Annotated in this window: 14 protein-coding genes; 4 read left to right on the top strand and 10 right to left on the bottom strand. The window is 63.0% G+C overall.

Annotated elements, in window-relative coordinates; translation table 11 throughout:
- Positions 1–64 precede the first annotated feature (64 nt).
- On the bottom strand, positions 65–1,129 hold the full coding sequence (locus ACIP02_RS21310) for an ABC transporter substrate-binding protein (protein ID WP_400620186.1): 1,065 nt from the start codon (positions 1,127–1,129) through the stop codon (positions 65–67).
- 325 nt (positions 1,130–1,454) lie between these two features.
- Here ACIP02_RS21310 and ACIP02_RS21315 point away from each other — a divergent pair, with 325 nt between their 5' ends.
- Positions 1,455–2,168, top strand: coding sequence for a UTRA domain-containing protein (locus ACIP02_RS21315; RefSeq protein ID WP_400620189.1), 714 nt, complete (start codon positions 1,455–1,457; stop codon positions 2,166–2,168).
- A gap of 110 nt (positions 2,169–2,278) precedes the next feature.
- On the opposite strand, the gene ACIP02_RS21320 is transcribed toward ACIP02_RS21315, so the two are convergent.
- The 7 genes from ACIP02_RS21320 to minC all read right to left on the bottom strand — a co-directional run bounded on the left by ACIP02_RS21320 (position 2,279) and on the right by minC (position 9,012).
- Positions 2,279–4,435 (bottom strand): mechanosensitive ion channel family protein, encoded by a 2,157-nt coding sequence (locus ACIP02_RS21320; RefSeq protein WP_400620192.1) that lies wholly within the window; start codon positions 4,433–4,435, stop codon positions 2,279–2,281.
- A 44-nt stretch (positions 4,436–4,479) separates the two neighbouring features.
- Positions 4,480–4,647 (bottom strand): hypothetical protein, encoded by a 168-nt coding sequence (locus tag ACIP02_RS21325; protein WP_012271002.1) that lies wholly within the window; start codon positions 4,645–4,647, stop codon positions 4,480–4,482.
- A 186-nt stretch (positions 4,648–4,833) separates the two neighbouring features.
- Positions 4,834–6,123: a M18 family aminopeptidase gene (locus ACIP02_RS21330; protein ID WP_400620195.1), complete on the bottom strand. Its 1,290-nt coding sequence runs from the start codon at positions 6,121–6,123 to the stop codon at positions 4,834–4,836.
- A gap of 150 nt (positions 6,124–6,273) precedes the next feature.
- The gene (locus ACIP02_RS21335; RefSeq protein ID WP_375098310.1) at positions 6,274–6,909 is read right to left on the bottom strand and encodes an RluA family pseudouridine synthase; all 636 of its coding nucleotides are present in this window, start codon (positions 6,907–6,909) and stop codon (positions 6,274–6,276) included.
- 153 nt (positions 6,910–7,062) lie between these two features.
- The gene (minE, locus tag ACIP02_RS21340) at positions 7,063–7,317 is read right to left on the bottom strand and encodes a cell division topological specificity factor MinE (RefSeq protein ID WP_003252572.1); all 255 of its coding nucleotides are present in this window, start codon (positions 7,315–7,317) and stop codon (positions 7,063–7,065) included.
- 3 nt (positions 7,318–7,320) lie between these two features.
- Positions 7,321–8,133, bottom strand: coding sequence for a septum site-determining protein MinD (gene minD / locus ACIP02_RS21345; protein ID WP_201204763.1), 813 nt, complete (start codon positions 8,131–8,133; stop codon positions 7,321–7,323).
- A gap of 117 nt (positions 8,134–8,250) precedes the next feature.
- Positions 8,251–9,012, bottom strand: coding sequence for a septum site-determining protein MinC (gene minC / locus ACIP02_RS21350; protein WP_400620200.1), 762 nt, complete (start codon positions 9,010–9,012; stop codon positions 8,251–8,253).
- A 111-nt stretch (positions 9,013–9,123) separates the two neighbouring features.
- On the opposite strand from minC, the gene ACIP02_RS21355 reads away from it, so the two are divergent.
- Both ACIP02_RS21355 and ACIP02_RS21360 read left to right on the top strand, forming a co-directional pair.
- The gene (locus ACIP02_RS21355) at positions 9,124–10,059 is read left to right on the top strand and encodes a lipid A biosynthesis lauroyl acyltransferase (protein ID WP_400620204.1); all 936 of its coding nucleotides are present in this window, start codon (positions 9,124–9,126) and stop codon (positions 10,057–10,059) included.
- A 130-nt stretch (positions 10,060–10,189) separates the two neighbouring features.
- Complete coding sequence (locus tag ACIP02_RS21360; protein WP_400620207.1) at positions 10,190–11,338, top strand: patatin-like phospholipase family protein; 1,149 nt, start codon at positions 10,190–10,192, stop codon at positions 11,336–11,338.
- A gap of 160 nt (positions 11,339–11,498) precedes the next feature.
- Here the strand turns inward: ACIP02_RS21360 and ACIP02_RS21365 are convergent, their stop codons facing one another.
- Together ACIP02_RS21365 and ACIP02_RS21370 are read right to left on the bottom strand one after the other, a co-directional pair.
- Positions 11,499–12,245, bottom strand: a complete 747-nt coding sequence (locus ACIP02_RS21365) for a VacJ family lipoprotein (RefSeq protein WP_400620310.1) — start codon at positions 12,243–12,245, stop codon at positions 11,499–11,501.
- A gap of 73 nt (positions 12,246–12,318) precedes the next feature.
- Positions 12,319–13,617 (bottom strand): serine/threonine protein kinase, encoded by a 1,299-nt coding sequence (locus tag ACIP02_RS21370; RefSeq protein WP_400620210.1) that lies wholly within the window; start codon positions 13,615–13,617, stop codon positions 12,319–12,321.
- A 190-nt stretch (positions 13,618–13,807) separates the two neighbouring features.
- Here ACIP02_RS21370 and ACIP02_RS21375 point away from each other — a divergent pair, with 190 nt between their 5' ends.
- Positions 13,808–14,158: a hypothetical protein gene (locus ACIP02_RS21375; RefSeq protein WP_400620213.1), complete on the top strand. Its 351-nt coding sequence runs from the start codon at positions 13,808–13,810 to the stop codon at positions 14,156–14,158.
- The last annotated feature ends 180 nt before the right edge of the window (positions 14,159–14,338 follow it).

Raw genomic sequence — 14,338 nt, forward strand, 5'->3', positions numbered from 1 at the left:
AAGACGCCGGCATGTCGATCACCTGCTTTCACTTGCAGCTTGCTGCTTGAAATTTGAAGCTTCTTCATTCCATCTCGATAATCACCTGCTCCTGCCACTTCTGCGGCAGTGCCTTGGAGGTTGCTTCCCAGGCCTCGGCATTCTTGATCGGTTGCGCCGCCCCGTACTGCTCGTTCGGCAGCAGCTTGGCCTGCACATCCGCTGGCAGTTTCAGGTGCTCGGCACGAATTGGCCGCGCGTGCCCCTTGGCCAGGTTGATCTGCCCGGCATCGCTGAAGATGTATTCGCGGGTCAGCTTGGCCGCGTTGGGGTGCTTGGCGTACTTGTTGATGACTGTGGTATAGCCGGAAATCACCGAGCCATCCGACGGGATCAGTACTTCAAAACGCTTGGGGTCGATCTGCTCGCGGTAGCTCAGGCCGTTGAAGTCCCATACCACGCCCACTTCAACCTCGCCCTTTTCCAGGGTCTGGATGGTCGGGTTGGCCAGCGACAGGCGTTTCTGTTGGGCCAGCTTGGTGAACAGCTGCAGGCCCGGTTCGATGTTGCTCTCGTCACCCTTGTAGGCAATCGCCGCAGCCAGCACACCGTTGGCGGCCTGGGCCGCGGTGCCTACGTCACCGATGGCGACCTTGTACTTGCCTTTTTCCAGGTCATGCCAGGTTTTCGGGCGTTCGCCTTCCTTGACCAGGTCCTTGTTGATGATGAAGGCAATGGTGCCGGTATAGGCCAGCGCCCAGTGGCCGTCCTTGTCCTTGGCCCATTCCGGTACCTGGTCCCAGGTGCTGGGTTTGTACGGCTGGCTGACACCCTTGGTCACGGCGATCGGGCCGAAGGCGGCACCCACGTCACCGATGTCGGCGCTGGCGTTGTCCTTCTCGGCCTCGAACTTGGCCAGCTCCTGGGCCGAGCTCATGTCGGTGTCGCTGTGCTTGAGGCCATATTGGCTGGCCAGGTCTTCCCAGGTGCCTTTCCAGTTGGCCCAGGCGTCGGGCATGCCCACGCTGTTGACGGTGCCTTCCTTTTTGGCTGCGTCTTCCAGGGCCTTGAGGTCGGTGCCGGCGGCCATGGCCGTGGTACACAACGCGATAGCCGAACCGAGCAGTGACGCCATGAAGAACTTTTTCATCCGAAGCTCCTTGGGGTGGGTGCCTTTGCGATCGTAGTTATGGAAAGCCGTTGCGAGCGGTTGACTGGCACCTTTGGTCTAGGTCAGCAAACCTTGAGCCAAGGTAGGCCGCTTGCGTGACAGTTTGATGTAGGGAAGGGCCGCTTGAAGCCCTGAAGCTACAGCGTAGACCACGCGATCGCCCCGGTTCTGCTGGCTTGGCGCGTTTCTGGCAATAGCTGGGCAAAGCCTTTGTCACAGGATGTTCATCAGCCCTGCCTAGGCTTGCACTATTCTCCACATGCCCTGCGATGGGGCTGGACTAGTCCAGATAGGTAACCTTTTGATGCAGTCGACGCCACCGCGTGCGGTAACAGCCATCTGCCATGCCCTGCAGGAGCAGATCGAGCACGGCCTGTTGGCGCCGGGCGGCAAGCTGCCGGCCGAGCGCCGGCTCAGCGAAGTGTTCGACACCACACGCATTACCCTGCGCGAGGCGCTGGCGCAGCTGGAAGCCCAAGGCCTGATCTACCGCGAAGAACGGCGTGGCTGGTTTGTTGCGCCGCAACGGCTGACCTACGACCTGATCGAGCGCAGCCATTTCCATGCCATGGTGCGTGACCAGGGCCGCGAGGCCAGTACCGAACTGCTGTCGGCGCGGCTGCAGCCGGCCTCGGCGGCCATCTGCGCGCGCCTGCAGTTGCCGGCGTTGTCGAGCGTGGTGCGGATCTGCCGGTTGCGGCGCATTGATGGGCGGGCGGTGCTGTATGCCGAGCACTACCTCAACCCGAGCTACTTCCCGGGCATCCTCGAGCAGGACTTGGCGCAGTCGCTGACCGAGATCTACGGGCGGGTATATGGCATCGAGTATGGGCAGGTGTGCTTCGAAATTTTGCCGACCGCTTTGCCGGTGGAGGCGGCCAGTGCGCTGAAGGTGTCGGCGGGTAACCCGGGGTTGCACATTACCCGGGTCAACAGTGACCAGCATGGGCACCTGATCGACTGTGACCTGGAGTATTGGCGGCATGATGCCATTCGCATTCGTGCCCAGGCGGGTTGATCATGGATCCTGGGGCCGCTTTGCGCCCCATCGCGACACAAGGCCGCTCCTACAGGGTTACGCGATCCTTGTAGGAGCGGCCTTGTGTCGCGATGGGGCGCGAAGCGGCCCTAATTCGACGCCGTGTTGCTTTCTGTCATCCCCCCACCCCCAGCCGTCACCACCTGCACCGACAACCGCGGCGTCGCCAGATCCAGCCCGGCCTCGTCCAGTTGCCGCTTCAACGCCAGGTTGAACGCCCGCGACACTTCCCACTGCTTGATCGGTGCAGTCTTGAACCGTGCCCGCAAGATCGCCGACCCCGACTCGAAGCTTTCCACACCCTGCAGCTCCAGCGGTGACCAGATGTTGCGCCGCATCAGTGGGTCGTTGCGCAGCTTCTGCCCGACTTCGCGGATCAGCGTGATGGCCTGGTCGATGTTCATGCTGTGCGGGATCGCAACGCGGAAGATCGCGTAGCCAAATTCGCGCGAGTAGTTCTTGATGCTCTTGATCTCGCTGAACGGGATGGTGTGCACGATGCCGTCGATATCGCGCAGGCGCACGGTACGAATGGTCAGCCCCTCCACCGTGCCCAGGTGGCCGCCGACATCCACATAGTCGTCGATCGCCAGCGAGTCCTCGATGATGATGAACAGCCCGGTGATCAGGTCGGCCACCAGCGACTGCGCGCCAAAACCGATGGCCAGGCCGATTACACCGGCACCGGCCAGCAGTGGGGTGACGTTCATGCCCATGTTGGCCAGGGCAACGATCACCGCAATGATGAAAATGACCACGAACATTACGTTGCGGATCAACGGCATCATGGTTTGCGCGCGGGCGTTGGCCAGGCCGCGGCGCGAGCGCACCAATGCGTGGTGCACCGCGGTGTCGGCGAGGATCCACACCAGCCAGGCGACGATCAGCGTGCCGGCCAGGCCCAGCAGGCGCACGCTGATATCGTGGCCGTCGCCCTCGGCGAAACTGATCATCGACAGGCCCCACACGCGCAGGCCCAGTTCGATGAACAGCAGCCAGATGAACAAGTGCACCAGCAGGTAGCCGAAGTTGCGCAGGCGCTCGGCGTACACCGCCTGGCGCTTGCTGGCGCGCTTGGGGTTGGCGGCGTGGCGGCGGACCAGGCCGTTGAGCACCATGCACACCACCACCAGCACGGTGCACATCAGCGACTGGCGCAGGGCGGTGCTGGTGTCGCCGGCAGAAACGAAGGTGGCGAACAGCGAGATGGCCACCAGGATCAGCGCCGGGATGAACCAGAAGCTGCCGAGGATCTCGATGGTGTCACTGAGCGTACGCCGGGTCAGGCGCCGTGACAGCGGCTGGTTGCGGATCAGGTGGGCGATCGGGCGGCGGAAGCGCAGGATGAACAACCCGGTGCACAGCGCGGCAATCACGTTGGCCAGGGTCGCCAGTGCATGTGCCAGGTGGGTGCCCAGGGCTACCAGCATGCGTGGGTCGCTCATCGCCTCGCCAAATGCAGCGAAGCTGCCGATCAGCCACAGCGGGCGGAACGCCTGGTGCCGCAGGATATGCAGGGCACGGTGGCGGTGTGGGCCGTCAAGCAGCGAAAAGGCGATGACGCAGATGGCCGAGAAGCAGGTGCCGACCACCAGCGCGTAGGCCAGCACCATGGCCAGCGACTTGCCCAGCGACGGCGGCAGCACAAAGCTCAGGTACACGGTGAACACCAGCGCTACCAGCCACGGGCCGAGCTTGCGCAAGGCAAAGCGCACCAGGTCCCAGGTGCGCGGGTGTTGTGGCAGCTCTTCGCTCAGGCCAAAGCGCAGGCGTATCCGGTGCCCGACCCAGTTGAAGGCATAGGCCAGCAGGCTCCATACGGCAATCACGGCGGCAAAGCCGAACAGGATGGCCGGCCATTGGTGCACGGGCACCATCAGTTCGGTCAATTCGGCCTGGGCCTGCTCGATTTCCCCGGCCCAGCGGTAGAACGGGCTGGCGTCACCGCTGAACTGCTTTTCAAAGTCATGCAAGGCGCCGCCGATCAGGCCAAGCACGCCCTGTTCCACACTGGGTTGTGATTGCTTGGTGGCGTCGCGCAGTTTTTTCAGGTCGGCCAGCAGCTTGGCCCGTTGCTGGTCGTTCTCGAGGTTCTTGATTACCTCGTCCAGTGACTTACCCAGTGGCTCAGTGGCCTCCGGTTGTGCGGGCGCACTGCTGCCCAGCAGGCTCGGCAGGCCCGCCGCCTGTACCGGAGTGATGGACAGCAACAGCAGCAGGAACAGGTAACGCAGAAGGGCAGGCACTGGCAAATCTACCTCAGGTCAAACGATTGGCCGAGTGTAGAGGTTTATGTCGGCAGTTTCTCGAGGATCTTCCAGCACGTGAGGCCGAAGATACCCAAAGTGCCGATCCACATCATCAGCACACCGATATTGCGTTCGCGCATGCTGAAGCCGATGGTCAGCAACAGCAGGAACAGAAACACCGGCACGAACAGGGACAGGAACGGGGACATGGACAGCAATCCTTTTGCAGTGGGGCCATGTAACAAGCATAGCGGGTAGCAGGCGAAGCGGGATTGACCTTGAGCAGGCCTGGCCTCTTCGCGGGTAAACCCGCTCCTACAGGACTTTCACAGGCCCAGGCATTGTGGGGACCTGTAGGAGCGGGTTTACCCGCGAAGAGGCCAGACCTGCCTACATCAAGGCAACTCGCGGCAACGGTAGAACGCCGTCAGCACCTTCACCAGGTGCGCCAGGTCATGGCTGCCACACAGCTCGCGAATCGAGTGCATGGCAAAGGTCGGCAAGCCGATATCCACCGTGCGCACACCGAGGTGGCTGGCCGCGATCGGCCCGATGGTCGAGCCGCAGCCCATGTCGCTGCGTACCACAAAGCTCTGCACTGGCACTTCTTCGGCCATGCACAGGTGGCGGAAGAACCCGGCGGTTTCGCTGTTGGTGGCGTAGCGCTGGTTGTTGTTCACCTTGATCACCGGCCCGGCGTTGAGCTTGGGCCCGTGGTTGCCGTCGTGCTTGTCGGCGTAGTTGGGGTGCACGCCGTGGGCGTTGTCGGCCGACACCATCAGCGAACGCTGGATGGTGCGCACGTAGGCGTCCCCCTCGGGCAGCAGGCGCTGCAGGGTCTGCTCCAGCATCGGGCCGTCGGCACCACAGGCCGAGCAGCTGCCGACTTCTTCGTGGTCGGTGCACACCAGCACGCAGGTTTCATCGCTGTCGGCGGCCAGCAAGGCCTGCAGGCCGGCGTAGCACGACAGCAGGTTGTCCAGGCGGGCGCCGGCAATGAAGTCGCCGTTCAGGCCGATCAGGGCAGCGTCCTGGGTGTCGTAGAAACTCAACTCGTAATCCAGCACCACATCGGCAATCAGCTCGTGTTCGCGGGCCAGTTGCTCGGTGAGCAGGGCGCGGAAGTCGATGCGCTCGTCACCGGCCACCTGGGCGAGGATCGGCGGCAGTTCGTTCTGCGGGTTGATCGCCCAGCCTTCGTTGGCGGTACGGTTCAGGTGGATCGCCAGGTTGGGGATGATCGCGATCGGCAACTTGAAGTCGATCAGCTGGCTTTCGACCTTGCCATCACGGCGGTAGGTGACACGCCCAGCCAGCGACAGGTCGCGGTCGAACCACGGCGCCAGCAGCGCGCCGCCATACACTTCCACGCCCAGTTGCAGAAAGCCCTGGCGCTGCAGCTCAGGCTGCGGCTTGACCCGCAGGCACGGGCTGTCGGTGTGCGCGCCGACCATGCGGATGCCGTTCAGCAGCGGGGCCTGCTTGCCCAGCTTGATGGCGATGATCGAAGAGTCGTTACGGGTAACGTAGTAGCGGCCGCCAGGCACCGTGGCCCAGCTGTCGCGCTCGTCCAGGCGCTGGTAGCCGGCAGCTTCAAGGCGCTGGGCCAGGCTGGCGGTGGCGTGGAAGGGCGTGGGGGAGGCCTTGAGGAAGTCGATAAGGCCAGAATTCAGTGCGTCGCGCATAGCTCACTCCAGACAGCAGTGGCGCGAGTTTAGCGCAGAATGTCGACAATTTGTGTTTGCTTCTTCGCGGCTAAAGCCGCGCCTACAGGTACTGTGTTCCCCTGTAGGAGCGGCTTTAGCCGCGAAGAGGCCAGCACAGGCAATGCACATTCAGAACGGCGCCGGGCACTCGAATTTCACCCGCTCCCCGGACACCGGGTGGGTAAAGCTCAGCATCGAAGCATGCAGGCACAACCGCTCATGCGCTGCCAGCGCCTCTGGGTTGGCATACAGACGGTCACCCAGCAGCGGGTGCCCGATCGACAGCATGTGCACGCGCAACTGGTGCGAACGCCCGGTAATCGGCGTCAGTTCCACCCGGCAGTAATCGCCGCAGCGCTCGACAATGCGCCAGAACGTCAGGGCATGCTTGCCTTGCTCGTGGTCGACCACATGGCGTGGCTTGGTCGGCGGGTCGTAGCGCAGCGGCAGGTCGATGCTGCCGCTGTCCAGCGCCGGCTGGCCCCAGCACAGGGCGGTGTAGGCCTTTTCGGTTTCACGGTCGTGGAACTGGCGCGACAGCTCGCGGTGGCTGTCGGCATCGCGGGCCAGCAGGATGATGCCCGAGGTTTCCCAGTCCAGGCGGTGCACGATCAGCGCGTCGGGGTAGCCGTTTTCCTGCAGGCGGGTGATCAGGCAGTCCTTGTTGTCCTCGGCACGGCCGGGTACCGACAGCAGCAGGGTCGGTTTGTTGATCACCAGGATGGCGGCGTCTTCGTGCAGGATCTGGATGTTGGACAGCGGCATTGCTTGGTCTCGGTTATATCGGGGGAAAACAGCGGGGCCGCTTTGCGGCCCTTCGCGGGCAAGCCCGCTCCTACATGGGAATGCATACCCCTTGTAGGAGCGGGCTTGCCCGCGAAGGGCTGCAAAGCAGCCCCAAATTGCCGATTGCGCGGATCAACGATCCGGCAAGGTAATGTTCAGCTCCAGAATCGAGCAGCTGCCCTGGTTCTCCAGCTCGATATGCACGTCGTCGTTGCCGATGTTCACATACTTGCGGATCACTTCCAGCAGTTCTTTCTGCAGCGCCGGCAGGTAGTCCGGTTCGCTGCGTTGGCCGCGCTCGTGCGCCACGATGATCTGTAGACGCTCTTTCGCTACCGACGCGCTGGTCTGTTTCTGTCTGCCACGAAAGAAGTCAAAAAGGTTCATGGTTTACTTGCCTCCAAACAGTCGCGCGAAGAATCCTTGCTTCGGCACTTCGATGAACCGCAGGGGCTTTTCTTTGCCCAGCAGACGGTCGACGGTATCGCTGTAGGCCTGGCCAGCATCGCTCTGGTCGTCGAGGATGACCGGGATACCCTGGTTGGAAGCCTTGAGTACTGCCTGGGACTCGGGAATCACGCCCTTGAGCTTGATTGCGAGGATTTCTTCGACGTCGGCGATGCTCAGCATTTCGCCCTTTTCCACGCGCTCCGGGTGGTAGCGGGTGATCAGCAGGTGTTCCTTGATCGGCTCTTCGCCGTTTTCGGAGCGGCGCGACTTGCTCGACAGAATGCCCAGCATGCGGTCGGAGTCACGTACCGAAGATACTTCAGGGTTGGTCACCACGATCGCTTCGTCGGCGAAGTACATGGCCAGGTGTGCGCCTTTTTCGATACCGGCTGGCGAATCGCAGATGACGTAGTCGAACTGCTCTTTCAGCTCCATCAGTACCTTTTCCACGCCTTCCTGGGTCAGCGCGTCCTTGTCACGGGTCTGGCTTGCGGCCAGCACGTACAAGTTCTCGAGGCGCTTGTCCTTGATCAGGGCCTGTTGCAGGTTGGCTTCGCCGTTGACCACGTTGACGAAGTCGTAAACCACGCGGCGTTCACAGCCCATGATCAGGTCGAGGTTACGCAGGCCCACGTCGAAGTCGACGATGACGGTCTTGTGGCCGCGCAGTGCGAGGCCGGTACCAATGGCGGCGCTGGTGGTGGTCTTGCCCACACCCCCCTTGCCGGAAGTAACCACGAGAATCTTGGCCAAGGTGTTTCACCCCTAAAATAGTCGGGACACGGGTCCCTGCAAAAAACTGAAATAGCTTAAATAGCTCAAATAATGGCAACAGTAAAAAGTTGCTCTAAAAATGCTGGCAAGTATCCGTTAAAGACGGGTGATGTTCAACACGTCACCAGACAGGCTGACTTGCACGCCAGTGCCCCACAGCGGGTCGCGGCGCAGGTCTTCGCAGACCCTGTACTGGCCGGCGATAGAGACCATTTCGGCAGTCATCTGCTGGCAGAAGATACGCGCCTTGGTATTGCCTTTGATGCCGGCCAGGGCGCGGCCGCGCATGGCGCCGTACACATGGATGTTGCCATCGGCCAGAAGTTCCGCACCCGGGCTGACCGAAGCGGTAACTATCAAATCGCCACCTTGCGCATATATCTGCTGGCCGCCGCGTACTGGCGAAGTAATGATGCGGGTCGGGCGCACTTCGGGTTCCGGGGCAGGTGCGGGTGCCGGGGCCGGTTCGGGCTTTTTCACCACCTCGGGCTCGGGGTCCAGCGGCCGCTCGCGGGCGCCGGACGGTGGCAGCACCGGCAGGTCGATGGCAATGGCGGCCGCAATGTCCTCGATGCGGTTGGCACGGATGGCCAGGGTACGCAGGCCGTGGTGGCGGCAGATCCGCATCAAGCCGGGCAGGTCGATTGCCCCTTCGTCGGCCGGCAGCTTGTCCAGCGCCAGCACCAGCGGCGTGTTGCTGAAGAAGTTCGGTGCCTGGGCGACTTTCGCCGCCAGCTGGCGGTCGAGGGCTTCAAGGTCATTGCGCGCCAGTTCCAGAACAGTAATGGCAAGCATGCTGCCCTTGAGCTGGAACACGGAGGCGGTGTCGGGTGTGTGGTTTGGGCTCATGGTCTGCATAGACGGCTTGTTGCGAAAAAAGTGCCCTGACTTATAACGAGAACACCGGTTGCCCGCAACATGCACTGATCCGTTGTAGAATGCGCGGCCTTTGTCTTTCCGGATGCTTCAATGGAACGCCCGCGTTTTCGCCGCTATTACCTTCATCCCAAGTTCTGGGGCCTGTGGCTGGGCCTGGGCCTGCTGTGGCTGGTGGTCCAGTTGCCGTATCGGGTGCTGTTGAAGATCGGTGCCGCGCTGGGCGCGGTGATGTATCGCTTTGCCGGTGAGCGGCGGCGTATTGCTGCGCGCAACCTGGAGCTGTGTTTCCCGGAGCTGTCAGTCGACGAACGGCAGCGTTTGCTCAAGGCCAACTTTGCGTCCACCGGCATTGCCTTCTTCGAAATGGCCATGAGCTGGTGGTGGCCCAAGGCCCGGCTTGCACGCCTGGCCCACATCGAAGGCCTGGAACACCTGCAGGCCGCCCAGCAGGCGGGGCAGGGCGCGATCCTGATGGCGGTGCACTTCACCACCCTGGAAATCGGCGCCGCGCTGCTGGGCCAGCAGCACACCATCGACGGCATGTACCGCGAGCATGGCAACGCGTTGTTCGACTTCATCCAGCGCAGTGGCCGTGAACGCCATAACCTCGATTCGCTGGCGGTGGAGCGCGAGGACGTGCGCGGCATGCTCAAGCTGCTGCGTTCGGGCCGGGCGATCTGGTACGCGCCGGACCAGGACTATGGCGCCAAGCAGAGCATCTTCGTGCCGCTGTTCGGTATTCCGGCGGCGACCGTGACGGCTACCACCAAATTTGCCCGGCTGGGCAAAGCGCAGGTGATTCCATTCACCCAGAAGCGCCTGGAGGATGGCAGCGGCTATCGTCTGGTCATCCACCCGCCGTTGGCGGACTTCCCCGGGGAAAGCGAAGAGGCCGACTGCCTGCGCATCAACCAGTGGGTTGAAAGTGTGTTGCGCGAATGCCCCGAGCAGTACCTGTGGGCGCACCGCCGGTTCAAGTCGCGGCCCGAAGGGGCGCCGCGGCTGTATGACAAGAAAAAGCGCTGAGCCTTGTGTAAGCAGGCCCGGCCTCTTCGCGGGTGAACCCGCTCCTACAAGGGCCCCGCGTCACCTGTAGGAGCGGGTTTACCCGCGAAAGGGCCAGACCTGAAAGCGCATCAACCCCAGGAAGGACTCCATGGCCCCACCCCCGGTAACCGGTCTTATCCTTTCTGGCGGCGGCGCCCGCGCTGCCTATCAGGTCGGCGTGCTGGCCGGCATCGCCGAGCTGCTGCCCGCTGGCGCGCATAACCCGTTCCCGGTCATTGTCGGCACCTCTGCCGGGGCCATCAACGCTGTTACCCTGGCCAGCGGCGCCACCCAGTTCAACGACGCCGTGCAACGGCTTACGCGTTTCTGGCAAAACGTTCGCAGCCACCTGGTCATCCGTAGCGACTGGCCCGGGGTGGTGCGCCAGGCCAGCCGCTTCGTCGGCCACAGCCTGCTTGGCCTGGGCGGCCAGGCGCCAGTGGCCTTGCTCGACAGCAGCCCGCTGCGTGGCCTGCTGGAGGCGCACCTGAACCTGGATGGCATTGGCCATTCGCTGGCTGCCAACCAGTTACGCGCCGTCGCGGTGACCGCGTTCGGTTATGAGTCCGGCCAGGCGGTAACCTTCTACCAGGGTCGCGATACCATCGAGGCCTGGTTGCGCCACCGCCGCATCGGCGTGCCCACGCCACTGCGCATCGACCACCTGCTGGCCAGCGCGGCGATCCCGTTGCTGTTCGCCCCGGTGCAGCTGGGCGACGAGTACTACGGCGACGGTGCGGTACGCCAGTCGGCACCGATCAGCCCGGCCTTGCACCTGGGCGCCAGCCGGGTGCTGGTGGTCGGGGTCAGTGGCAACCCGCAGCGGCCAGCGCCACCGTTGCCGACCCCGCGGGTGTTCAGCGGCCAGCAACCGAGCCTGGCGCAGATTGGCGGGCACATGCTCAACAGCACGTTCATCGACAGCCTGGAAGACGATATCGAACTGCTGCAGCGGCTTAATCACCTCAGCCGGTTGTTACCGGCGCACCTGGATGCGCGGCGCCTGGGGCTGGCGCCGATCGAGGTGTTGGTGGTGGCGCCCAGCCAGCCGCTGGACGAAATTGCTGCGCGGCACCGGCGTGAGTTGCCGGCGGCGTTGCGCCTGTTCTTGCGTGGGCCGGGGGCGACGCGTACCAGTGGGGCGGGGGTGTTGAGCTATCTGCTGTTTGAAGCCAGCTATTGCAGTGAGCTGATCGAGTTGGGGCGCAGGGATGCTTTGGCAAAAAAGCGTGAGCTGTGTCAGTTCCTGGGAATATGACCTGCTGACGCAGTCCCCTGTAGGAGCGGCCTTGTGTCGCGAAAGGGCCGCAAAGCGGCCCCGGCATTATCTGCGGCGAAGCTGAAACCCTGGGGGCGCTTCGCACCCCTTTCGCGACACAAGGCCGCTCCTACAGGGACCGAGTCAGCTGCACATCCGCTTACTCGGCTATCTGCAACTTGCGCGCCTGGGTATACACATACCGCACCTTCTCGTACTCGAACGGCGAGTTCAACTGGCCATAGCGGAAATTGGTGGTATAGCGCTTGTCCACCACGCGCAGGGCAAAGATTTCCGGGTGGTCGGTGCTGGCTTCGGCCACGTTCAGGTAGTTGATCGCCTGCTCGCCGGCATAGTCCACCACCAGCCCGGTGGTATCGCGCAGGTTCGACGGGCCCAGCACCGGCAGCATCAGGTACGGCCCTTCCGGTACGCCGTAGAAGCCCAGGGTCTGGCCAAAGTCTTCGCTCTGGCGTGGCAGGCCCATGCTGGTTGCCGGGTCCCACAGCCCACCCACACCAATCAGGGTGTTGAACATCAGCCGTGCGGTGATCTCGGCCGAGCGCTTGGCCTTGAGCTGCAACACGCTGTTGAACAGGTTCGGTACATCGCCCAGGTTGTTGAAGAAGTTGCTCACCCCGGTACGCACGAAGCTTGGCGTTACATACTGGTAGCCGTTCACCAGTGGCAGCAGCACCCACTGGTCCAGCCGGTAGTTGAAGTGGTAAATGCGCCGGTTCAGCGACTCCAGTGGGTCATACACGTTCAGCGCCTCGAGGGTGGACCGCTCGAACTCGCGCTGGTCCAGCCCGGGGTTGAATTTCAGCTCGCGCAGCGGGTCGATGAAGCCGTCGGCCTCAGGCACCAGCGGGGCGCTGCCGACTACCTGCGGGTCGGCCTCGACCACGCTGGCCCGCGGCGCGGTCTCGGCGGCCAGGGTGTGGCCGGCGGCAAGCAGGGCAGTGGCGAAGAGGAGTTTGTTAACCACGGAAGAACTCCAGCATGGCGTCACTGTTGACGCGGTAGTTGAGGTTGCCGCAATGGCCGCCATGGGGGTAAAGGGTCAGGCGGTCACCGAACACCTTGCGCAGGAAACCGATGTCGCCCGGGCCGAGGATGACGTCGTCGGCGTTGTGCATCACGGCGATCTTGTCGCTGCTGCGCAGGTAGTCTTCCAGCGCATACAGGCTGACCTGGTTGACCAGCTGCAGGATGCTGTTGCCGTCGGTGCGGGCACGCCACATCGGGATCACCTGCTCGGTCATGTAGCAGTCGAAGTCGCACTGCAGCGCACGCTTGAAGAACGGCGTGAGGCTGCTGCCCTCGGTGATCGGGAACTTCGGCGGAATGATCAGGCCACGGCGGTTGATCAGGTCGGACGTAAAGGCAATGTCTGCCGCCGAGAAGCGGAACGAGGTGCCGATGAGCATGGCCATCTGTTCGTTGGACAGGTGCTGTTTCGACTGCTGGAAGTCATACAGCAGGGCGTCGTTGAGGTCGATGTAGCCCTTGTCCTGGAAGTAGCGGGTGAGCTTTTCCAGCATCAGCTCGTAGAAGGTGGTGCTGCGGTCGATACCCTTGACCTGGGTTTGCACCAGCTTGTCGAGGTTGTTGATCGAGGTGTACAGGTTGACCGGCGGGTTCAGCAGCAGCACGCGCTTGAAGTTGAAGCTGCGGCGGGTTTCGTCCAGGTGGCTGACGAAGGCGGCATCGAGCGCACCCAGGCTGTAGCCGGTCAGGTAGAACTCGCTGATCGGCAGGCGCGGGTGCTGGGCACGCACGGCCTGCATCACCCGGTACATGTCTTCGGCATCTTCCTGGCTGATGCCGGGGGTGGCGAAGCGCGAAGCAGCGCTCATGAAATCGTAGCTGGTCGGTGACGACAGCTGCACCACGTGGAAGCCGCCCTGATAGAACAACTTCTTCAGGTATTCGTTGATGGTGCTGCTGTAGGGGGCACCCGTGCCGGCGATGATGAAGATCAGCGGCGCTTCGTGGTCCTGGCGCGCCAGGCGGTACTTGAGCTTTTTCACTGCCCAGAAGTTGTCGGGCAGGGTGAACTCGCGCTCCGGGCGCAGGTTCAGGCTGTAGTCGGACTGGTCGATTTCATCGTCGCCGGGCAGGGTCGGGCGCTGGTCCGGCGGCGTGGTGGCAATGGTTGCCTCGAACGGGTTGGTCAAGGGGTAGCCATAGCTTGCCGCGTCGATATCCCGCGCAGAAGCGGCCACAGCCATGAGCAGGCTGCCGAGCAGAGCAGCGAGGCGCAAAGGTCGAAGCATGTAATCCCCCAAAAGAACGCAAGGTCGAGCAGTGTGCAGGCTAGGACCACAGCCAACCGGGCAAAGTTGCCCGTTGCGGTGGCCTTTGGTGTACTTGTTATCTGCAACATAGCTGCAGGGTTGTGATTTTGCCTTACAACAGGCCTTAAGCGATCATGGATGCTTTCGATTACCGCTATTGGAGAACAGGATGTCACGTTCGCTGCCGGCCGCGCTGCTGCTGTTTATCGGGCTATGGCTCGCAGCCAGCTATGGCGTGCGCTATGGGCTGATGGAGGATGGCCAGTGGGTGGGGCTGTGTACGGTGCCCACGGCGTACTGGCAGTGCGAAGTACGCGCCTTGCTGGGGCTTGGCATTCACCACCAGGTACTGGCCTGGGGTGGGCTGGGCCTGGCCCTGCTGGCGCAGTGGGTTGCCGGCCGCGCGGGCTGGTGGCTGGCGCTGCTGGCCCTGGTGTTCGCGGTACCGGCGCTGGTGCTGTATACCGCCAGCATTGCCGTGTTTGCGCTGGTGCTGGCGGGGTTGCGGTTGGTCAGGTAATTGAGGTGGGGCTGGCAGGGTCCTGGCTTGATAGAGGTGGTGGGGCTGAAATCGAGCGCCGCCCGCGCGGCGCTTCGCGGGACAAGCCCGCTCCCACATCTGTTTCGGGCCAGTTACTCCTGTGCCTTTGGCGCGCGCACCCTGTGTGCATGGCTGGAAATTGATGAAGAACAACTGCGT

Origin of the sequence: Pseudomonas sp. NPDC089408, assembly GCF_044749445.1 — a bacterium.
GTDB lineage: Bacteria > Pseudomonadota > Gammaproteobacteria > Pseudomonadales > Pseudomonadaceae > Aquipseudomonas.

Bases quoted from the DNA above. Each gene is read 5' to 3' on its own strand.
- ACIP02_RS21335 (WP_375098310.1), bottom strand. From the start codon at position 6,909: ATGCCGCTGTCCAACATCCAGATCCTGCACGAAGACGCCGCCATCCTG.
- ACIP02_RS21330 (WP_400620195.1), bottom strand. From the start codon at position 6,123: ATGCGCGACGCACTGAATTCTGGCCTTATCGACTTCCTCAAGGCCTCC.
- ACIP02_RS21325 (WP_012271002.1), bottom strand. From the start codon at position 4,647: ATGTCCCCGTTCCTGTCCCTGTTCGTGCCGGTGTTTCTGTTCCTGCTG.
- ACIP02_RS21370 (WP_400620210.1), bottom strand. From the start codon at position 13,617: ATGCTTCGACCTTTGCGCCTCGCTGCTCTGCTCGGCAGCCTGCTCATG.
- ACIP02_RS21355 (WP_400620204.1), top strand. From the start codon at position 9,124: ATGGAACGCCCGCGTTTTCGCCGCTATTACCTTCATCCCAAGTTCTGG.
- minC (WP_400620200.1), bottom strand. From the start codon at position 9,012: ATGCAGACCATGAGCCCAAACCACACACCCGACACCGCCTCCGTGTTC.
- ACIP02_RS21375 (WP_400620213.1), top strand. From the start codon at position 13,808: ATGTCACGTTCGCTGCCGGCCGCGCTGCTGCTGTTTATCGGGCTATGG.
- minE (WP_003252572.1), bottom strand. From the start codon at position 7,317: ATGAACCTTTTTGACTTCTTTCGTGGCAGACAGAAACAGACCAGCGCG.
- ACIP02_RS21315 (WP_400620189.1), top strand. From the start codon at position 1,455: ATGCAGTCGACGCCACCGCGTGCGGTAACAGCCATCTGCCATGCCCTG.
- ACIP02_RS21360 (WP_400620207.1), top strand. From the start codon at position 10,190: ATGGCCCCACCCCCGGTAACCGGTCTTATCCTTTCTGGCGGCGGCGCC.
- ACIP02_RS21310 (WP_400620186.1), bottom strand. From the start codon at position 1,129: ATGAAAAAGTTCTTCATGGCGTCACTGCTCGGTTCGGCTATCGCGTTG.